Genomic DNA, 18,656 nt, shown 5'->3' with positions numbered 1-18,656 from the left:
CTTCATGTACACAAGCAACGTGCACTGGCTGGATGAGTTATGGGTCAACGCCCTGCAACTGAAACAGTCGCACCTCGACCTGTTGATCGACGCCACCGGCCTCGACTACCCGCTGCTGCAAGAACTGGCGGAGCAGCCCGACGGGCCAAAACTGGCCAAGCTGTTTGAAAACACCCCGGAAGTCGCCATCGCCGATTTCGGCCCGCTGCTGCTGCGCGTCGACACGGCCCAACGCGCCTGGCTGAAAACCTTCATCAGCGCCGTCGACTGCAACAAACACGTCGTCGCCCTGTTCAGCCCTTGGGCGTTCGATGCGCTGGCCGAACACCTGCGCGGCTACACCCAGGCAAAATGGAACCAGGGCCGCTCCGAAGGCGTGCTGCGCTACTACGATCCGCGCATGCTGCTGCCCGTCGCGGAAACCCTGACCCCGGTACAAAGCAACGCCTTCCACGCCGCCGTCATCTCCTGGCACTGGCTCGACCGCGACCAACACCCACAAAGCCTGCCCGGCAACTACGTCCGCCACGCCCTCACACCGGCCAACGGCCCCGTCATGTTCGACCACCCACAAGTCGCCAACCTGCTCGCCTGGACCGAAGCCGACGCCTACCGCGTCGACCGCTGCGCCGTGCCGCAAAACTACGGCTTGAGCCGTAATGAGGGGCTTATTCGCCATTTGTATCGCAGCCAGATCGCGGCAAATCAGAAGGGGTTGAAGGAGCCGGAAGAGCGGGAACCGTTTATTGAACAGTGGCTGGTGGAGAACTCGCCGTTTGTGATTGATGAGCCGCCGAAGGCGTTGATTTGATGGAGGGGCTTGCTCGTGGGCTGGGGGGGATGAGTTCTTCCTGGCGGGTTCGTGGGTGGGTGTTAGGGGGTGTGGTGATGTTGAGTGGTTGCAGCAGTGCTCCATCGAAAATGCTGGCGGTACCGGTGACTGGATACAACCATACTTCTTCTGCCATCAATCGCTTTACTGTGAATGGTGCAAGTGGTGCAAACGTAGAGCCTCATCAGGGCGGTGGTAGCGAAGTTTGTTGTGGGGCTGTGCCAAGAGCATGGACTCCAGGTTTGAGAGCTATTGTTGAATGGGAGAAAGACCCTAATGCAAGACCTTCTGCCAAATGGCCACCAATTGGTACGGACGCTTACCGTGCAGAATATAAAAAGCATGCGGTGCAATATACCCAGCATTCAGTAACTGTCGATATTCCAAAATACGAAACGGCGGGTGCTTTGAAGGTGCATTTTCTTCCATGTGATCAAGTTCGCGTGTCAGCTGACAACATTAAACGCGGAGATCCAGCCTATCCGTATAACTTTTCAATGAATATGGAGGAGCCTAAGGTATGTCAATAATGAATGATGTAGTTAAAGAAGTACGCTTGTTTGCGACTGCTATGCAAGACGTTTTTGTGCGGAAACTTTGCTTGGGGCTAAGAAGAATCAGTTCCAATATGGTGGCGCGATCATTAGTTCTTGTATTCAGCATGTTCGGTGTAAGCGCTTGCAATGCTGGCCCTGAAATGGTGTCTGCACCGATTACTGGTTATAACCACACCTCCGCGGAAATTATACGGTTTAGTATTAATGGTGCGGGTGGTCCCCGGATTCCACCAAATGCTGGTGGAGGAGCTGAAGTTTGCTGTGGCGCACTCCCTCTTCAGTGGAATCCGGGAGTTAGAGCAATCATTGAGTGGGACAAAGACCCAAATCCATACGGCCCCATTAAGCGTGACCAATACGGACAAATTCTAAAAGAGGCATTGGTTCGTCACTCCGCTGGTTATTCTCACCATACAGCAACGGTTGAAATTCCGAAGTATGCCGAGCAACTTTGTGCCTTGCAAGTTCACTTCCTACCCTGCGATCAAGTAAAAGTATCCACGACTTGTTTTACTCCAGAAAACCCAAATTATCCAGACAAGGCGTACTTTAAAGTTAAGGAGCCGGCCACATGTTCGAATCATTAATGGGGCCGGACGCCCCTTCGCCGGATAGTGCGTTAGTTGCTCCGAGTTTTCCTCTTGCGCGTCGACTGCCAAATGATCCAAGTCAGCTAACCAAGAATATACAATTGCAAAAAAAAGACGAGCGTGCATTTGGTAGTCAGCAACGTAAGCTCATTCAAGCCAAGGGGGGAGCGGATAGTGGTACGCCCTGCTGTAAAACGCTGCATATCACATTAGCTTTCGATGGTACCAATAACAACGATCAGGCGGACGGAGCGTCAACACCTAATTCACGGAGTAACATTGCGCGTCTTTTTCATGCCAGTTTGGGGGCACTGCCCGATATGGTACGAGAAGGGTTTGTGAAATATTACTGTCCTGGGGTTGGTACGGTATTTCCGGATGTTGAAGAGTTTGTCCCTGATAACAGTGGATTAGTTGGTGCGAGTGGTGGCGAAAATCGTATTAATTGGGCACTTACGAGATTGCTTGATGCGTTAAAGCAAAGTGTGGGAGATGGGAGGCTGCCGATCGATATAACCAAACGAATGCTAAAAGACATGGCGACGAATGGTTACGCAAATACCTTCGGCTTAGGTTTATTCGAAAGCGGAGAAAAGAAACGCGAAACAACGTTGCGAAAACCAATTCAGGATCTTCAGGATAAACTGAAAAAGCGAGATGACTCTGGAGAGAAACCGCATATTTTAGCTATGCGACTTTATGTTTACGGGTTTTCCCGAGGGGCTGCTGAAGCCCGAACTTTTGTCAATTGGTTACAGACGCTCGTTCGTTGCGAAAATGAAAACGGTGCCGTTGAGTACCGATTTGCGGGACTACCAATATCGATCAACTTTCTAGGTGTTTTTGACACCGTCGCCGCAGTTGGACTTGCCGACAGTGTTCCATTTGCAGCAGGGCATATGGACTGGGCTGATGGCACTATGCGCCTTCCCGACGAAGCAGAATCCCTTTCTCAGAGCACAGCGCTACCTGATGATTGTACTTATCTAAAACGCTGCGTTCATTTGGTTTCTGGCCATGAGCAGCGAGCAAGCTTTCCATTGGATTCAATACGCCGCCGCCCAAAATCAGCAGACGGCAGTCGTGATAAAAGTAAAGCTTCAAGTTATCGACAAGGAACAGTTGAGTACATATATCCTGGGGTTCATTCGGACGTAGGTGGCGGGTACTCTCCAAATGACCAAGGGAAGGCAACCGCTGGGTCAGACCATGTCTTATCCCAAATTGCTTTGCAGCACATGTACGCCGAAGCGTTCATGGCGGGCGCTCCACTGCTAGTTCCAGGGCCCGCGGTGCAAGAAGGGGTTCATGACCAATGGAGAATGATGGCAACAGAACTTGAGGGTGAGTTTTTAATCTCCGAAACGCTCATCAAACGCTTCAACGCATGGCAAGCACAAGGCCAAAGTGGTCCGCTAGAGGACATGATGAAACGTGAGCACGCTCTGATCACTGGATGGCGAATTGATCGGTATGCTGGCGGTGTAGAAAAACAATCATTTTTTAAAAATGCCGCTCCGGATATGCCACAGGCCAAGATTGATGCTTGGGAGGACCTGGAAAAGCGCCACAACGCTGAAACTACTGCGGCTGCACAGGGCAAGCCAGCGCCAACATACACAGAGGAACAGGAAAAAGAGCACCAGCTGAATATTCAAATTGTCGGCAAGGACAAGTATGAAAATGCGCGCTGGGAAAAAGTGTTCGAGCCGCCGCTAGACCACCGGCAGTTGCTCGGCGCCGCAGCCGAATTCCGTCATGACTATCGAAGAGAGTGGGGCTTGGTCGGTGACGGTCATACGAGTGTGGCAGTGATCGATATGTTGCTTGGCGGTACGGTGTATCTGATCAATGAAGAAGACGAAGCCGAGGAGTATGCGTACCTTTACAAAGAAGGGACGGCTCGTTACGAAAAAATGTTCAGTTCACCGAACAAACCGAGAACAGGTCAGGAAAACCTCGTAGCGCTTTTCGATGATCAGGTTCACGACTCTCGTGCTTGGTTTATGAACACTTCCGGGATTGTGCCCCGCGAGCCGTTTACGGATTACTTCCGAATTCGTTTGGTGCATTTCGATAATGAGTCGAATAAGCAGTTGTCTCTGCTAGCCACAGCGGGTCGAGTGATTGGACTCGGTATTGCTGTTGCCAGTGTCGGCCTGAGCATCAAGAAAAAAGACCCTCGCATGCTGTTGGGGCTCTTTTTGCCGTCGTTAGCACTTCCAGTGCTCAGCGGCAAAGTAGGTGTGGGTATTTCGGAGTTGCCGCAAATCAGTGCCTTCGATCCGCTGACCGGGATTGCACTGCCAATGCTGGATAGCCTCGACTCGTTACGAACGTTCACTAAAGAGCCGGGAGATTTGGTTGCCAAAGCCGCAGCCTTGCCACCGCTGAAACCATTGACCGAAGCCACCGCGAACACCCCGGCGCTGCAGAAAATTCTGGTAGCCCATCAGGCGCTTGAAGCAGTCGAAGCTGCTCGCAAGAAAGACGTGGGTGCATTGGCCGGTATGCTGGCCAATGCGGCGAACGAAGAGGACAAGCCTGGTGGCTGGCTCGACTTGGTGGCTGATCAGGCCAGCAATTTGAAGTCGTCTGAAAAGAACGTGTAGCTGTACAAAGATAAGGGCGGCTCTGGTGAGCCGCCCTTTTAGTTTGGTGCCCAATTACCCTGGCAAAGCCTGTTTTGAAGTGAAGTAACCAAAGGCCTGCCCGGGTTTCTGAGCCAGAAAAGAACACGGCCCCGATTGTTGGCAACATCAATCGGGGCCGTTTTTGTTTGCTTGGTTAGCCAGTTCAGCTTCACGCCTTGGCGCGATGCTCTTCCGAGGGCGGCGAATCAATGTGGTCCAGCGCTCGCTCCACCAACAGATGCACGCCGTCCGCCATTCTGCTGAGTGCCAGGGCGACTGAGCGGCGGGAGCCTTCTACACCGTCGGCCAGGTCGGCGGCGATGGCGCTGATGGACAGCAGGTCTTCGGAGGCATTGGCCAGGAGGGTTTCGGTGTGGAGATTGGGAGCGACGATGAAGAGCGCACCCTTGCGGGATTTCGATGGTTTATCCGGTGCTGTGCCGAAGTGATGGTCGAGGGCACGCTCGGCGGCTTCGTGGAGTTTTTTGGAATCCAAGGATTCGTAGGGGGAGGTGGTTTCGTGTTCTGGAGGATTGGGTGTTGGCTTGATCATGGATGCAGCTCCTGGAATTAAGAGACCGACACCGTTTCGCTTTGCACTTCGAAAGAGGTGGCAGCTGTGCGTTGGTGTGCAAGACCGATCCAGGAACCGGCAGACCCGAAGATCTCCGACGCACAGCCGCCATAACGACCCGCGAGCATAGGAAAACACTCGACGAATAGCCATAAGCAATTGCGCACCTGGGTTCGGACTTGCACGTCCGTATCACCGATTTTGCGGCGACGGAGAGAGACTATCGGTGAAGCCTATCCCTGCCTAGTTCATGAACAACGCCGCATGTTGAAGGAAATATCCGATAGCCCCGAGCGTAGAAAGACCAAAAAACCTCAGCTTTTAAACAACAGCGTTTCGTCAATGACTTGGTAGTCATCAGCGTCAAAAACTACGGCATCTTCTTCTAACACTGCACAATAGTGGCGTTCTCGCTCGAAGCCGCTACACTGCGCCGGCCGTTCATTTTTCTCTTGAGGCTGTGCGCATGAAATTTCGTTTTCTTCTGTGGATGCTGGGTTTGTTGATGGGTAAGGCCAGTCGGACTAATCCTGCGTTTCAGCAGCAGTTGGGTGACAAGGAGTTGGTGTTTCAGCTACAGACACTGGACGGGAAAGTGGCGCGGCATTTCTTTGTGAAGGATCAGCGCATTACCAGTAAGTCGGGCGTGTATGCCGAGCCGGCGTTTGCGATTGCGTTTAAAGATGCGGCGTATGGCTTTGCCACGATGCAGGCGAAGAACAAGCAGTTGGCGTTTATGACTGGGATTCAGGACAAGTCGATTCAGATCAAGGGCAACCCGGCGTTGGTGATCTGGTTTCAGGGGTTGACCAAGTATTTGAAGCCGCGGAAGGCGAAGGCTAAAGCCAAGGTTTGAGGTGGTCAGTTGGACTGGGGTGGATTCATCGCGAGCAGGCTCGCTCCCACAGGGATCACCTAAATCCTGTAGGAGCGAGGCTTGCCCGCGAAGCTTTTAGGCTTGGGTGAATTGCGAGGCCAGTTCGCGCAGCAGCACTTCAGCCTCAAGCACTTTGCTGACGACGTCGTTGGCTTTGTCGCGAGTCAGGCCGACGCGTTCCAGCAGGGCATCCGGGATATCTTCATCCGGGCCGGAGCCGATGCCGCGGCTACGCAGCAGGCGCACGGACAGGCACACGAGGTTCGGGTATTCAGCGTAGGCGCCGTCGTAGCTTGGGTCGTGCTGGAAGCGCAGCGCGGTGGCCAACTCATCGGGCATGTCCCAGTAGCGCATCAGCCATGAGCCGATCTGTTCGCGGCTGATGCCGAGCAGGTGTTGCTCGACGTAGCTGTGGCACAGGTGCGGGTTGACCTCCAGGTGGCGGCAGATCAGCGAGAAGTGCGGCGGGAACACGTGGGCCAGCAGCAGGTAGCCGAAGTTGTGCAGCAGGCCGGCGAGGTAGGTCAGGCCGGCTTCCGGGCGCTGGGCGCGCGGCATGGCGCGGGTCAGGCCTTCGATGACGGCGGCGGTGTAGATCGATTGCTGCCAGTACGGCGTGGTGTGTTGCGGGTGGTCTTTGGGCAGGCTGAGGGTTTTGCCAAGGGCCAGGCCCAGCGCCAGGTTGATCACCAGGTCGAAACCCAGCACACGGACGATGGCGTCTTCAACGGAGCGAATCTTGCCCGGCGAGGCGTAGTACGGCGACGCCGCCCAGCTCACGACTTGTGCGGCCAGGGCCGGGTCGGTTTCGACCACGCCGGTGATGTCGTCGATGGTGGCGTTGGGGTCGACGCGCAGTTTGATGATTTTCTGCGCGGTCTCGGCCAGCGGCGGAATTTCGATGGTGGCTTCCAGGCGCTGCTGGATGCGTCGCGCGGTGAACGCCTGGACGGCCTGGGTGATTTCCTCGCGGTCATCGTCGGGGCGGTCGAGGTTCGGGCGGATGCTGCTCACGTTCTCGCCGAAGTTGGCGGCGCTGGCCTTGGTCAGCATGGTCTTGAAGGCTTCGCTGGTGATTTCCAGCAGCACGCCCGGCTCGCCCGAGTTGATCAGCAACTTCGGTTCGCGCAGCAGGCTTTCTTCGTACAGGCAGGGCGAGCTGGTCAGCGCCGGCAGGCCGGGCAGCAGGCTCAGGTTGTGTTTGCCGAGCATCTTTTCCAGGCGCTCGGTTGACACGGCGGCGAGGCGGCGGCCGGTCAGTTCGGCGAGGCGGTTGAGGTCGAGCAACTGGCTTTGCGGGAACAGCACCATCAGCGCGCCCACGGCGTCGTCGAGCAGCACCGCTTGCACTTTGCGCGAGGCGTTCAGGCCGTGGTGGTCGAGGACTTCTTCGTAGGCGATGCCCAGTTTGGCGAGCAGCAGCCGAATAACAGACGGAGCGTGCGGGGTTTCAGGGACGAGGGCAGCTTCAGTCATGGTCTGTATCCGTATTCAAACAATTGCAGGAGTATAACCAGCTTGTTTAAGGGCAGGGTCCAGAAACTGCGACGGTGCTCACACTTGGCCGTATTGCTGCCCGTGGCGCAGCCAGCGGTCGAGCAGCGGGCTTACGTGATCCGGCCAGCGCTCCAGCAATGCCTGGGCGGCGTCGCGCACGGCGGGCAGTAGATCGGCGTCGCGCATCAGGTCGGCGACCTTGAATTGCAGCAGACCGGTCTGGCGTGTGCCGAGCATTTCGCCGGGGCCGCGCAGTTCCAGGTCTTTCTCGGCGATGACAAAACCGTCGTTGGTTTCGCGCATGATGCCCAGGCGCTGGCGGCCGATCTGTGACAACGGCGGATGGTAGAGCAGCACGCAATGGCTGGCGGCGCTGCCCCGACCGACACGACCGCGCAATTGGTGCAACTGCGCGAGGCCGAGGCGTTCGGGGTTTTCGATGATCATCAGGCTGGCGTTCGGAACGTCCACGCCGACTTCGATCACGGTGGTGGCGACCAGCAGTTGCAGGTTGCCGGCCTTGAATTCGGCCATCACGGCGGCTTTTTCCACGGGCTTCATGCGGCCGTGAATCAACCCGACCTTCAACTCGCCGAGGGCGGCGGTAAGGTCCTCAAAGGTGGTCTCCGCCGCCTGGCAGGTCAGCTCTTCCGACTCTTCGATCAGCGTGCACACCCAATAGGCCTGACGCCCTTCGGCACAGGCGCCGCGCACCCGTTCGATGACTTCGACGCGCCGGGTGTCGGTGACCAACACGGTGTTGACCGGGGTTCGGCCGGGCGGCAGTTCGTCGAGGATCGAGGTGTCGAGGTCGGCGTAGGCGCTCATCGCCAGTGTGCGTGGGATCGGCGTGGCGGTCATGATCAGTTGATGCGGACACATGCGCCCGCCGACGCCTTTCTGCCGCAGCGCCAGGCGCTGTTGCACGCCGAAACGGTGTTGTTCGTCGATGATCACCAGCGCGAGGTTCTTGAACTGCACTTCGTCCTGGAACAGCGCGTGGGTGCCGACCACCATGGGCGTGCCGCTGGCGATCTGTTCCAGCGCGGCCGCGCGGTTCTTGCCTTTGAGCTTGCCGGCCAGCCACGCGACTTCAATGCCCAGCGGTTCGAGCCAGCGCTTGAAGGTGATGAAATGCTGCTCGGCGAGGATCTCGGTCGGCGCCATCAACGCCACTTGGTAACCGGCTTCCAGCGCTTGCAGCGCGGCAAGGGCGGCGACCACGGTTTTGCCCGCGCCGACGTCGCCCTGAATCAAGCGCAGCATCGGTTCGTGCTGGCTGAGGTCGTAGGCGATTTCGTTGCCGACGCGTTGTTGGGCGCCGGTTGGGTTGAAGCCGAGATTGGCCAGGTATTGGGCCGGCAATCGGCTGGCTTTCGGCATCGCCGGCGCGCGCAGGGAACGCATGCTTTCGCGCAGACGCTGCTGCGAGAGTTGATGGGTCAGCAGTTCTTCAAAGGCCAGACGGTGCTGCGCCCAATGATGGCCGAGGGCGAGTTCGTCGACATCGGCATCGGCCGGCGGGTGATGCAGGTAACGAATCGCGTCGGCCAGCGGCGCCAGTTGATAGTCCCGCGCCAGTTCGTTCGGCAACCAATCCGGCAGGCTGGTTGGGCCGAGCATCGTCAGGGTTTGCATGCAGAGCTGGCGCAAGCGTTGCTGGGTCAGGCCTTCGGTGAGCGGGTACACCGGCGTCAGGGTTTCATCCACGGGCGGCGGCTCGTCGCCGGTGAGGGCGCGGTATTCCGGGTGGTAGATTTCCAGTCCCGACGCACCGGGCCGCGCTTCGCCGTAGCAGCGAATCCGCGTGCCACGTTTGAGGCCTTCTTTCTGGGCGTTGCTGAAATGGTAGAAGCGCAGGCTGAGCCCGCCGGTGCCGTCCTGCAAGCGCACGACCAGGCTACGGCGCCGGCCCATGACGACATCGGCGCCGCTGACGGTGCCTTCGATCACGGCATCTTGCCCCGGTCGCAGGTGGCCGATCGGGACTACGCGAGTGCGGTCCTGATAACGCAGCGGCAGGTGAAACAGCACGTCCTGGAGATTCTCCAGGCCAACCTTGGCCAGTTTTTCGGCCATGGCCTCGCCGACACCCTTGAGTGCCGTGACCGACACTTGCGACAACTCGGTCATGACAGCGACTTAAGCCGCAGCCACCGGCGCGGGCGGCTTGGCCACCGAGCACAGGCGAATGGAGTCAGCGAGGATCTCAATGGCCTTCGGACGCGGGAAGCTCGCACGCCAGGCGATGGCCACGGTGCGGAACGGCACCGGGGCGGTCAGTGGGCGCACTTCAATTACACCGGGGGCGTAGTGATGGCTGTCCACGGCCGACAGCGGCAGGATCGAAATCCCGAGCCCCGAGGCGACCATGTGGCGAATGGTTTCCAGCGAGCTGGATTCCACCGTGGTGTGCTTGGCGCCGTCGTTGCCTTTGGTCAGCGTCGGGCAGGCTTCCAGCACTTGATCGCGGAAGCAGTGGCCTTCGCCAAGCAGCAGCAGGCTCTTGTCGTTGAGCAGGGCGGCGTCGATGGATTCTTTTTGCGTCCACGGGTGCTGGGCCGGCATCAGGACGTAGAACGGCTCGTCGTAGAGCTGCAGGGTCAGGACGTCGGCTTCGTTGAACGGCAGGGCGATGATGATCGCGTCGAGTTCGCCGTTGCGCAGTTTGTCGCGCAGCACGTGGGTGAAGTTTTCTTCGATGTACAACGGCATCTGCGGGGCGACCCGGTGCAGTTGCGGAATCAGGTGCGGAAACAGGTACGGGCCGACGGTGTAGATGGCGCCGACTTTCAGCGGGGCGGTCAGCTGGTTCTTGCCGGCCTGGGCCAGTTCGCGGATGCCTTGGGCCTGTTCCAGGACTTTTTGGGCCTGGGCCACGATGCCTTCGCCGACCGGGGTCAGGCGCACGGCGCTCTTGCTGCGCTCGAAAATCAGCACACCGAGTTCGTCTTCAAGCTTTTTCACGCCCACCGACAGGGTCGGCTGGCTGACGTGGCAACGCTCGGCCGCGTGGCCAAAGTGCTGCTCTTGGGCGAGGGTAACGATGTAGCGTAATTCTGTAAGAGTCATAGCGAGCGTCCATGAAGTTGCGGGCCAAGCATACCGGCTGCAATCGATAGACGCACGTTATCAGAGAGAGTGTGTCGAGTGACACCGGGTAATGCCGGTTTGCCGCTGGCGGATATGCAAAAGGCACCTTTTGGGTGCCTTTTACAAATCTTGTTGCCGCCGCAGAATCTGTAGGAGCGAAGCTTGCTCGCGAAAGCGGTATGTCAGTCGAATCATTCGTGAATGACATACCGTTTTCGCGAGCAAGCTTCGCTCCTACAGGGTTCTCTTTAGCGGCGGCGTTCCAGCGAGTAAACAAACGGTGCAACAATTTCGATGGAGCCGTTGTTCAGCATGTCGGCCGGTGGCTTGGGCAGCGGTTGGGCACGCTTGATCATTTCCAGGGTGGCCCGGTCCAGATCGGCGTTGCCCGAACGGCCCACCAGTTCGAACGACAACACGTTACCTTCGCCGTCCACCACGAAGCGCAGACGGTTCAAACCTTCCTTGCCCCGCGCCTGTGCACTGGCCGGGTACTTTTTGTACTTGGCCAGGTGCGCCAGCAGGGTGCCTTGCCAACTGGCCTTGGCGGCTTGCTGCGCAGGTGATGGACCCGGTGCCGGTTGAGCGGATTTCTCCGACGGTGCCTGGGTCGGTTGCGCTTCGCTCGGTTTTTCCTCGGACGGTTTTTCCTTCGGCGGCTCCGGCTTTTTCTCCACAGGCTTGGGCGGTTGAGGCTTGGGCTTGGGTTTGACCGGCTTCGGTACGGTGATTTCTGCCTTAGGCACTTCGGCCAGTTTCGGAATCGGCAGTTCTTCCACCGGTGCAGGTGGTTGTGGCGGCGTTATCACCTTCGGCGGTGCCGGAGGAGGCGGTGCCGGAACCGGCGCCAACTCGACCATCATCGCCTGCGGCGGCAGCTCGATAGGTGGGCGCGACGTCAAGTTCAGCGCCAGCGCAATGGCCAGCGCATGGACGCCCAGCACCACGGCCAGGCTACCGCCGTAACGCGTCAGCTTATGGCGCGTCGTGATCATTTCTTCACTGCCGTCTCGAGTCCGACCAGACCGACCTTCAGGTAGCCGGCAGCGCGCAGGTTGTCCATCACGCTCATCAGGTCGCCGTAGTCCACGCCTTTATCGGCCTGGAAGAAGATCGTCGTGTCTTTCTTGCCCTGGGTCTTGGCGTCGAGCGTGGCGCCGAGTGCTTCGGCTTTCACTTCGTCTTCGCCGAGGAACAGGCGCTGGTCAGCTTTGACGCTGAGGAACACCGGTTTCTCTGGCCGCGGCGCCGGTTTGGCGCTGGAGGCAGGCAGGTCGACCTTGATGTCCACGGTGGCCAACGGAGCGGCCACCATGAAGATGATCAACAGCACCAGCATCACGTCGATGAACGGCGTGACGTTGATTTCGTGGTTCTCGGCCAGATCGTCGTCTGCGCCTTCTTTCAAATGCAGGCCCATGGCCGATTACCCCACTTTCACCATGTGCGGTTGCGAGCTGCGCTCAGGCTGGTGGTCGAGGTCGCGGCTGACCAGCAACAGGACTTCTGCCGAGGCGTCGGACACTTGCGCCTTGTAGCCGGCGATGGAGCGGGCGAACACGTTGTAGATCACAACGGCTGGAATCGCGGCCACCAGGCCCAGCGCGGTGGCCAGCAAGGCTTCGGCGATGCCGGGAGCCACGACGGCGAGGTTGGTAGTCTGGGTTTTAGCGATGCCGATGAAGCTGTTCATGATGCCCCACACGGTGCCGAACAGGCCCACGAACGGCGCGGTAGAGCCGATGGTGGCGAGTACGCCGGTGCCGCTGCTCATGTTGCGACCGCAGGCTGCGACCAGGCGCTCGAGACGGAAGGCGACGCGTTCCTTGATGCCTTCTTTCTCACGGCTGTTGGTCGACAGGTGCATCTCTTCCAGCGCATCGTGCACCAACAGGTTGGCGAGGGTGCCGGGCTTGGCTGCCGTTACACTGGCTTCCTTGAGGGTGGCCGCCTTCTTCAGGTGGACGATTTCAGTGCGCAGACGACGCTTGGCGCCCATCAGCTCGAAGCCCTTGGCGATCCAGATGGTCCAGGTGATGATCGACGCGATGGCGAGGCCGATCATCACGATTTTCACGATGATGTCGGCGTTCTGGTACATGCCCCACGGCGACAGGTCATGGGCCATGCCCAGGCTGTTGTCGGCTTCGAGGACTTGCGGCGCGTCTTCACCAGCGGCGTCTACGGCCTGGGCCGGATCGGTGGCAACCGGTGCTGCGTGTTCGGCAGAGTGCTCGGCGGGCGCAGTGGCAGCGGCTGGGGTGGCCGGGGCTTGTGCGTCAGCGAAGGCGGCGGTTGGCGCCAGCATCAGGCTGAGCAACAGGGCGGCCACCGCGCTCCAGGCGCGAGGTCGATTGGTTGGCGAAGCGGGGAATTGATTGCGTGTCATGCTGGCCGGACCTGAGAGGAAAAGACGGTAAATGTTCTTCCAGGCCTCGAAGGCCGAGAACAAAAGTGGCGGGCATTATTGCAAGTAATTCTTGTTAACAGAAGTAATAGAGTATCTTTTTTTCCTTCATTGCTAGCCGCTCGTCCATTGCCGGCGCTAGTCTGTGGCTTTCCGATAGGAGTTTTTTGATGTCCGCGCCCTCTGTTTTGATCGCCGGCTGCGGTGATGTCGGCAGTCGTCTGGCTACACAATTGCTCGCTTGCGGGTGGGAGGTCCATGGTCTGCGCCGTGACGTCTCGCGCCTGCCCGAGGGGGTGATTGGCGTTGCCGGCGACTTGTTCAACAAAGACTGTCCGCAAACCTGGCCGGTCGGTGCGGTGGACTACCTGGTGTATTGCGCGGCAGCCACCGTTCACGATGAAGCCGGTTACCGAGCCGCTTATGTCGAGGGCTTGCAGCATGTGATCGAGTGGCTGGACGACTACGGACAGGTGCCCAATCGCCTGCTGTTCGTTTCCAGTAGCAGCGTTTACGGCCAGCAGGACGGCGAGTGGGTCGACGAAACGTCGCCGACCATCGCTGCCGGCTATTCAGGCCGACTGATGCTGGAGGCGGAGCAAGTGGCGCTCAACAGTGGCATCCCGGCAAGCATCGTGCGTTTGACCGGCATCTACGGCCCGGGCCGCGAATGGCTGCTGACGCAGGTTCGTCGCGGATATCGCGTGGCGATTGATCCGCCGTTGTATGGCAATCGGATTCACGTGGATGACGCGGCTGGCTTGATGGCGTTTCTGCTTGAGGCGGATCGGCGCGGTGTGGCGTTGGATGACGTTTATATCGGCGTCGACGACGCGCCTGCACCGCTGGCCGAAGTGGTGGACTGGTTGCGCGAATATTTGGGCGTGACTGAATGGGCTGACGATGCGAGTGTGCGGCGCACGGGCAGCAAGCAGTGCAGCAATGCGCGGGTGAAGGCCTTGGGTTGGGTGCCGAAGTACCCGAGCTATCGCGAAGGGTACGCCGCCATTCTCGAAGGCCGCTGCTGATTTCCAGGCCCCACATACAACTGTAGGAGCCGGCTTGCTGGCGATGAGGCCGTAACATCCAACATCTCTGTTGGCTGATACACCGCCATCGCCAGCAAGCCGGCTCCTACATTGGTTTTGCGTGGGGCTTGCGGGTTACTGCTTTTCCAGCAACCACTTGCGATCACCCGGCGTGAACTGCGGCATTTCGTCTGCCTGCGCGGTGTTCACAGCCTGGAGGATCTCAAGTTCCTTGCCCTTGCGCGCAAAGATCCAGGTGTTGCCCTGGCCCTTGAGCTGCAACCACATGTTGTCGTTGCCGCCGCTCATCGATGCGCAATCGCCCGCCAGACACAGCGCGTAGCGATCCGCACCCGGCAAACCGGTTACCTGGCCGTCGGCCTGGAACTGCACTGAGCTGCCTTCACCAGGACCGCTGACGACTTTCCAGCTACCGCCCATGTAGGCGGAATACAGCGCGCGTTCGAAGCTGGCACCCATCGGTGCGCCATCCGGCACCGGGATCAACGCGCGGTCGAAGACCTGTGCGGGTTCGTTGTCGCTGGCGACTTGGGCCAGTTGCTTGCCGTCACGCTTCAGCTCACTGGCGGAACTGCCGTAGAAGTCGACTTTCCAGGCGCCGGACGCTTCGCCCAGCAGCTTGCCTTCGACGTTCTCAAAACCGTTGGTGTAGCGGGCCTGACCGGCCTTGGTGTTGACGTCCCATTCCAGGTTCGGACCATAAGCCTGGAGCGCTTCGCGCAGGGGGCCGCCTTTGGACGCAGCATCGATCGCCACCTGATTGATCCAGGTGCCGCTGATGTCGCGGTCGGCAGGGTTGCTGGCACATCCGCCCAAGAACAGGGCGACCAGCGAGACAGCAAGCGCAGTGCGCATGGTGGAATCCTTTCAAAACGCTTTTTATACATACGGCATTGGCGCAGCCTTTCGGGCTGCGCCGAACGCATTACTCGATGACCAGAATGGCATCCATTTCAACCTGCGAACCCTTTGGCAGGGCGGCTACGCCGATGGCGGCGCGGGCTGGGTATGGCTGGTCAAAGTACTTGCCCATGATCTCGTTGACCTTGGCGAAGTGGCTCAGGTCGGTGAGGAAGATGTTCAGTTTGACGATGTCCTTGAACGAACCGCCAGCGGCTTCGGCCACGGCTTTCAGGTTCTCGAACACCTGGACGGTCTGGGCTTCGAAGCCTTCAACCAGTTCCATGGTTTTTGGGTCCAGAGGAATCTGACCCGACATGTAAACGGTGTTGCCAGCCTTGATCGCCTGGGAGTAAGTGCCGATGGCGGCCGGGGCCTTATCGCTGGTGATAACAGTCTTGGTCATGAATGACTCCTTGTAATAGGTTGGCTTAGGCGCGCATGCGGGTGATGCGGATCACCCCGGTCAGTGCGCGCAGTTTCTTGATCACGCGAGCCAGATGCACACGGTCGTGCACGCTGACCACCAGTTGGACCACGCTGATGCGACCATCGCGTTCGTCCATGCTGATTTTTTCGATATTGCCGTCGGCCGCGTTGACGCTGCTGGCCAACAGTGCGATCAAGCCGCGCTGGTGTTCCAGCTCGACGCGCAGCTCGACGTTGAATTCGCCGGTGACATCCTTGGCCCACGAGAGCTGGATGCATTTTTCCGGATTGTGGCGGATTTCGCTGATGTTGCGGCAGTTGTCCAGGTGCACAACCATGCCTTTGCCCGCCGACAGGTGACCGACAATCGGGTCGCCCGGGATCGGCGTGCAGCACTTGGCGTAGCTGAGCACCAGACCTTCGGTGCCGCGAATCGCCAGCGGGCCTTCCGCGCTTGGCAGCTGTTCGCCTTCGCCGAGCAGGCGACGGGCAACCACGTAAGCCATGCGATTGCCCAGGCCGATGTCTTCGAGCAGGTCTTCGATCAGTTCGAGGCGGTACTCGGTAAGCATCGCTTTGACGCGTTCGGCCGGGACTTTGTCCAGGGCGCTGTCGAAACCGTTGAGGACCTTGTTCAGCAGGCGTTCGCCGAGGCTGATGGATTCGGAGCGGCGTTGCAGTTTCAGTGCGTGGCGGATATGGGTTCGCGCCTTGCCGGTGACCACGAAGTTGAGCCACGCCGGGTTCGGCCGCGCGCCGGGGGCACTGACGATCTCGACCGTGGAGCCGCTTTGCAGCGGTTCGGACAACGGCGCGAGACGACGATTGATCCGACAGGCAATGCAGCTGTTGCCCACGTCGGTGTGCACCGCGTAAGCAAAGTCGACCGCCGTGGAGCCTTTGGGCAGCTCCATGATCCGGCCTTTGGGCGTGAACACGTAGACCTCGTCCGGGAACAGGTCGATCTTCACGCTTTCGATGAATTCCAGCGAGTTGCCGGCGCGTTGCTGCATTTCCAGCACGCCTTTGACCCACTGGCGGGCGCGGGCGTGAGTGCCTTTTGGCTGCTCGTCGCCGCTGGATTTGTACAGCCAATGGGCGGCGATGCCGTTGTTGGCCATCTCTTCCATTTCACGGGTGCGGATCTGGATCTCGATCGGAACACCGTGCATGCCGAACAACGTGGTGTGCAACGACTGGTAGCCGTTGGCCTTGGGGATCGCGATGTAATCCTTGAAGCGCCCCGGCAGCGGTTTGTACAAATTGTGTACAGCACCCAGCACGCGGTAGCAGGTATCGACCTTGTCGACGATGATCCGGAACGCGTAGACGTCCATGATCTCGTTGAAGGCCCGACGTTTGCCGCGCATTTTCTTGTAGATGCCGTAGAGGTGTTTCTGACGACCGCTGACTTCGCCCTGAATGCCATCGATGGCCAGGCAGTGGCCGAGGGATTCTTCGATCTTGTTGACGATTTCCTTGCGGTTGCCCCGGGCGCGTTTGACCGCCTGGTTGATCCGCGCGGAACGCATCGGGTGCATGGCCTTGAAGCCGAGGTCTTCGAATTCTATGCGGATGGCGTGCATGCCCAGCCGGTTGGCGATGGGCGCATAGATTTCCAGGGTTTCCTTGGCGATCCGCCGACGTTTTTCGCCGGACAGGACTTCCAGCGTGCGCATGTTGTGCAGGCGGTCGGCGAGTTTGACCAGGATCACGCGAATGTCGCGCGCCATGGCCATGGCCATTTTCTGGAAGTTTTCGGCTTGTGCTTCGGCCTTGGTCTCGAAGTTCATCTGGGTCAGCTTGCTGACGCCATCGACCAGTTCGGCCACGGTTTCGCCGAACTGCGCTTGCAGCGCTTCCTTGGCAATACCGGTGTCTTCGATCACGTCATGCAGCATCGCAGCCATCAAACTCTGATGGTCCATGTGCATGTCGGCAAGAATATTCGCCACCGCAAGAGGATGCGTGACGTACGCCTCGCCACTGCGGCGGCGTTGGCCGTCGTGGGCTTGTTCGGCGTAGAAGTACGCTCGGCGGACCAGGTTGACCTGGTCCTTGCCGAGGTAGGTCGATAAGCGATCGGCGAGGGCGTCTATGCTCGGCATGATGACTCCTGCCGTTCGCTGTGACCCCGCGCCGTGCTACGTCGACCAGGCATAGGCTTAGACGGCCTCGTTGGACTCGTCCTCGAACGCTGCGAACAGCGGTTCATCCTGGACGATTTCTTGCTCGGCGATGAACTCGTAGCTCATCAGGCCTTCAGCGATTTCACGCAGCGCTACAACGGTAGGCTTGTCGTTTTCCCACTGAACCAGCGGCTCTTTGCCACCGGTGGCCAGTTGACGGGCACGCTTGGTAGAGAGCATGACCAGCTCAAAGCGGTTTTCCACGTGTTCTAGGCAGTCTTCAACGGTTACGCGGGCCATGGTATTCCTCGGAGCGAATGCAATATGCGCGCTGCCCGGTTGGGCGAGCGGACTCAACAGTTTAAAAAATCACCAGCGATTAGGGAAGCGCTGATTTTTTGACCAAGCCCTTCAACGCGCTGCAAGTGCCAATGTAAAGCCCTTGCAGCGGTTTTGGGAAGAGCTGTTTAGCCGAGCAATTCAGCCAAAAGTTTGCCGTTGCGCTGCTGCTGACGCTTCTGATGCAGCTGATTGGCACGGAAAATCGCCTGCAAATCGCGCAGGGCATGGGCGAAATCGTCGTTGATGATCAGGTAGTCGTAGTCAACGTAGTGGCTCATCTCGCTGACGGCTTCACGCATGCGGCCGTCAATGATCTCGTCGCTGTCCTGGCCGCGATTGGTCAGGCGCTGGTGCAAGGCCTGCAGGGACGGCGGCAGAATGAAGATCGAGCGGGCCTGGGGCATCAACTTGCGCACTTGCTCGGCGCCTTGCCAGTCGATTTCCAGAATCAGGTCGTGGCCTTCGTCCAGGGTCTGCTGCAGGTGGCTTTGCGAAGTGCCGTAGAGGTTGCCGAATACTTCGGCGCGCTCGAGGAAATCGCCGTGCTCGATCATCTTCACGAACTCGCCGCGTTCGACGAAGTGATAGTTCACGCCGTCCACTTCACCGGGGCGCATGGCGCGGGTGGTGTGGGAGACCGAGACGCGGATCTCCGCATCAGCGTCGGTCAGGGCTTTGACCAGGCTGCTCTTGCCCGCGCCCGAAGGGGCGGAAATGATGTACAGGGTGCCGGTGCTGTGGGTCATG

18 protein-coding genes are annotated in these 18,656 nt (G+C 59.0%); 6 read left to right on the top strand and 12 right to left on the bottom strand.

The window, feature by feature from the left end; translation table 11 throughout:
• The first annotated feature begins 4 nt into the window (after window positions 1–4).
• From KGA82_RS07725 to KGA82_RS07710, 4 genes are all read left to right on the top strand, one after another.
• Window positions 5–811: a DUF4123 domain-containing protein gene (locus KGA82_RS07725; RefSeq protein ID WP_223450062.1), complete on the top strand. Its 807-nt coding sequence runs from the start codon at window positions 5–7 to the stop codon at window positions 809–811.
• Window positions 812–840: 29 nt separating this feature from the next.
• Window positions 841–1,362: a DUF3304 domain-containing protein gene (locus KGA82_RS07720; RefSeq protein WP_223450061.1), complete on the top strand. Its 522-nt coding sequence runs from the start codon at window positions 841–843 to the stop codon at window positions 1,360–1,362.
• 98 nt (window positions 1,363–1,460) lie between these two features.
• Window positions 1,461–1,976 carry a DUF3304 domain-containing protein gene (locus tag KGA82_RS07715; RefSeq protein WP_411737509.1) on the top strand — a complete coding sequence of 172 codons (516 nt, stop codon included), beginning with the start codon at window positions 1,461–1,463 and terminating at the stop codon, window positions 1,974–1,976.
• On the top strand, window positions 1,961–4,591 hold the full coding sequence (locus KGA82_RS07710; protein WP_223450059.1) for a T6SS phospholipase effector Tle1-like catalytic domain-containing protein: 2,631 nt from the start codon (window positions 1,961–1,963) through the stop codon (window positions 4,589–4,591). The genes KGA82_RS07715 and KGA82_RS07710 overlap by 16 nt, the downstream gene beginning before the upstream one ends.
• Window positions 4,592–4,781: 190 nt before the next feature.
• Here KGA82_RS07710 and KGA82_RS07705 read toward each other — a convergent pair whose 3' ends face one another.
• Window positions 4,782–5,165: a DUF6124 family protein gene (locus tag KGA82_RS07705; protein WP_223450058.1), complete on the bottom strand. Its 384-nt coding sequence runs from the start codon at window positions 5,163–5,165 to the stop codon at window positions 4,782–4,784.
• Between the two features lie 487 nt (window positions 5,166–5,652).
• On the opposite strand from KGA82_RS07705, the gene KGA82_RS07700 reads away from it, so the two are divergent.
• Complete coding sequence (locus KGA82_RS07700) at window positions 5,653–6,042, top strand: hypothetical protein (protein ID WP_008030620.1); 390 nt, start codon at window positions 5,653–5,655, stop codon at window positions 6,040–6,042.
• A 96-nt stretch (window positions 6,043–6,138) separates the two neighbouring features.
• On the opposite strand, the gene KGA82_RS07695 is transcribed toward KGA82_RS07700, so the two are convergent.
• The 6 genes from KGA82_RS07695 to exbB form a co-directional block, all read right to left on the bottom strand.
• On the bottom strand, window positions 6,139–7,539 hold the full coding sequence (locus tag KGA82_RS07695) for an aminoacyl-tRNA deacylase and HDOD domain-containing protein (RefSeq protein WP_008030618.1): 1,401 nt from the start codon (window positions 7,537–7,539) through the stop codon (window positions 6,139–6,141).
• Window positions 7,540–7,617: 78 nt separating this feature from the next.
• Complete coding sequence (gene recG / locus KGA82_RS07690; RefSeq protein WP_223450057.1) at window positions 7,618–9,693, bottom strand: ATP-dependent DNA helicase RecG; 2,076 nt, start codon at window positions 9,691–9,693, stop codon at window positions 7,618–7,620.
• A 9-nt stretch (window positions 9,694–9,702) separates the two neighbouring features.
• Complete coding sequence (locus tag KGA82_RS07685; RefSeq protein WP_008030615.1) at window positions 9,703–10,632, bottom strand: hydrogen peroxide-inducible genes activator; 930 nt, start codon at window positions 10,630–10,632, stop codon at window positions 9,703–9,705.
• A 269-nt stretch (window positions 10,633–10,901) separates the two neighbouring features.
• Complete coding sequence (locus KGA82_RS07680) at window positions 10,902–11,648, bottom strand: energy transducer TonB (RefSeq protein ID WP_223450056.1); 747 nt, start codon at window positions 11,646–11,648, stop codon at window positions 10,902–10,904.
• Window positions 11,645–12,073, bottom strand: a complete 429-nt coding sequence (exbD, locus tag KGA82_RS07675; protein WP_008030611.1) for a TonB system transport protein ExbD — start codon at window positions 12,071–12,073, stop codon at window positions 11,645–11,647. Before exbD ends, KGA82_RS07680 begins: the two co-directional genes overlap by 4 nt.
• 6 nt (window positions 12,074–12,079) lie before the next feature.
• Window positions 12,080–13,042: a tonB-system energizer ExbB gene (exbB, locus tag KGA82_RS07670; protein WP_223450055.1), complete on the bottom strand. Its 963-nt coding sequence runs from the start codon at window positions 13,040–13,042 to the stop codon at window positions 12,080–12,082.
• A 188-nt stretch (window positions 13,043–13,230) separates the two neighbouring features.
• Between exbB and KGA82_RS07665 the strand changes: the two genes are divergently transcribed.
• On the top strand, window positions 13,231–14,088 hold the full coding sequence (locus KGA82_RS07665) for an SDR family oxidoreductase (protein ID WP_223450054.1): 858 nt from the start codon (window positions 13,231–13,233) through the stop codon (window positions 14,086–14,088).
• Between the two features lie 135 nt (window positions 14,089–14,223).
• Here the strand turns inward: KGA82_RS07665 and KGA82_RS07660 are convergent, their stop codons facing one another.
• From KGA82_RS07660 to gmk, 5 genes are all read right to left on the bottom strand, one after another.
• Window positions 14,224–14,964, bottom strand: a complete 741-nt coding sequence (locus KGA82_RS07660; protein ID WP_008030606.1) for a hypothetical protein — start codon at window positions 14,962–14,964, stop codon at window positions 14,224–14,226.
• Window positions 14,965–15,034: 70 nt separating this feature from the next.
• Window positions 15,035–15,415, bottom strand: a complete 381-nt coding sequence (locus tag KGA82_RS07655) for a RidA family protein (protein ID WP_003229509.1) — start codon at window positions 15,413–15,415, stop codon at window positions 15,035–15,037.
• A gap of 25 nt (window positions 15,416–15,440) precedes the next feature.
• On the bottom strand, window positions 15,441–17,546 hold the full coding sequence (gene spoT / locus KGA82_RS07650) for a bifunctional GTP diphosphokinase/guanosine-3',5'-bis pyrophosphate 3'-pyrophosphohydrolase (RefSeq protein ID WP_008038056.1): 2,106 nt from the start codon (window positions 17,544–17,546) through the stop codon (window positions 15,441–15,443).
• A 57-nt stretch (window positions 17,547–17,603) separates the two neighbouring features.
• Complete coding sequence (gene rpoZ / locus KGA82_RS07645; protein ID WP_008030604.1) at window positions 17,604–17,867, bottom strand: DNA-directed RNA polymerase subunit omega; 264 nt, start codon at window positions 17,865–17,867, stop codon at window positions 17,604–17,606.
• Between the two features lie 167 nt (window positions 17,868–18,034).
• Entirely contained in the window at window positions 18,035–18,655 is a 621-nt protein-coding gene (gene gmk, locus KGA82_RS07640) for a guanylate kinase (RefSeq protein ID WP_192420542.1), read from the bottom strand.
• Window position 18,656: the final 1 nt, after the last annotated feature.

This window comes from Pseudomonas sp. BF-RE-22 (genome assembly GCF_019956155.1).
Classification (GTDB): domain Bacteria; phylum Pseudomonadota; class Gammaproteobacteria; order Pseudomonadales; family Pseudomonadaceae; genus Aquipseudomonas; species Aquipseudomonas migulae.
This window is presented reverse-complemented; position numbering and strand designations above follow the sequence as displayed.

Coding starts and splice junctions, on each gene's coding strand:
- KGA82_RS07710 (WP_223450059.1), top strand. CDS start 1,961: ATGTTCGAATCATTAATGGGGCCGGACGCCCCTTCGCCGGATAGTGCG.
- KGA82_RS07665 (WP_223450054.1), top strand. CDS start 13,231: ATGTCCGCGCCCTCTGTTTTGATCGCCGGCTGCGGTGATGTCGGCAGT.
- spoT (WP_008038056.1), bottom strand. CDS start 17,546: ATGCCGAGCATAGACGCCCTCGCCGATCGCTTATCGACCTACCTCGGC.
- exbD (WP_008030611.1), bottom strand. CDS start 12,073: ATGGGCCTGCATTTGAAAGAAGGCGCAGACGACGATCTGGCCGAGAAC.
- KGA82_RS07660 (WP_008030606.1), bottom strand. CDS start 14,964: ATGCGCACTGCGCTTGCTGTCTCGCTGGTCGCCCTGTTCTTGGGCGGA.
- KGA82_RS07715 (WP_411737509.1), top strand. CDS start 1,461: ATGGTGGCGCGATCATTAGTTCTTGTATTCAGCATGTTCGGTGTAAGC.
- rpoZ (WP_008030604.1), bottom strand. CDS start 17,867: ATGGCCCGCGTAACCGTTGAAGACTGCCTAGAACACGTGGAAAACCGC.
- KGA82_RS07680 (WP_223450056.1), bottom strand. CDS start 11,648: ATGATCACGACGCGCCATAAGCTGACGCGTTACGGCGGTAGCCTGGCC.
- gmk (WP_192420542.1), bottom strand. CDS start 18,655: ATGACCCACAGCACCGGCACCCTGTACATCATTTCCGCCCCTTCGGGC.
- KGA82_RS07695 (WP_008030618.1), bottom strand. CDS start 7,539: ATGACTGAAGCTGCCCTCGTCCCTGAAACCCCGCACGCTCCGTCTGTT.
- KGA82_RS07700 (WP_008030620.1), top strand. CDS start 5,653: ATGAAATTTCGTTTTCTTCTGTGGATGCTGGGTTTGTTGATGGGTAAG.
- exbB (WP_223450055.1), bottom strand. CDS start 13,042: ATGACACGCAATCAATTCCCCGCTTCGCCAACCAATCGACCTCGCGCC.
- KGA82_RS07725 (WP_223450062.1), top strand. CDS start 5: ATGTACACAAGCAACGTGCACTGGCTGGATGAGTTATGGGTCAACGCC.
- recG (WP_223450057.1), bottom strand. CDS start 9,693: ATGACCGAGTTGTCGCAAGTGTCGGTCACGGCACTCAAGGGTGTCGGC.
- KGA82_RS07685 (WP_008030615.1), bottom strand. CDS start 10,632: ATGACTCTTACAGAATTACGCTACATCGTTACCCTCGCCCAAGAGCAG.
- KGA82_RS07705 (WP_223450058.1), bottom strand. CDS start 5,165: ATGATCAAGCCAACACCCAATCCTCCAGAACACGAAACCACCTCCCCC.
- KGA82_RS07720 (WP_223450061.1), top strand. CDS start 841: ATGAGTTCTTCCTGGCGGGTTCGTGGGTGGGTGTTAGGGGGTGTGGTG.
- KGA82_RS07655 (WP_003229509.1), bottom strand. CDS start 15,415: ATGACCAAGACTGTTATCACCAGCGATAAGGCCCCGGCCGCCATCGGC.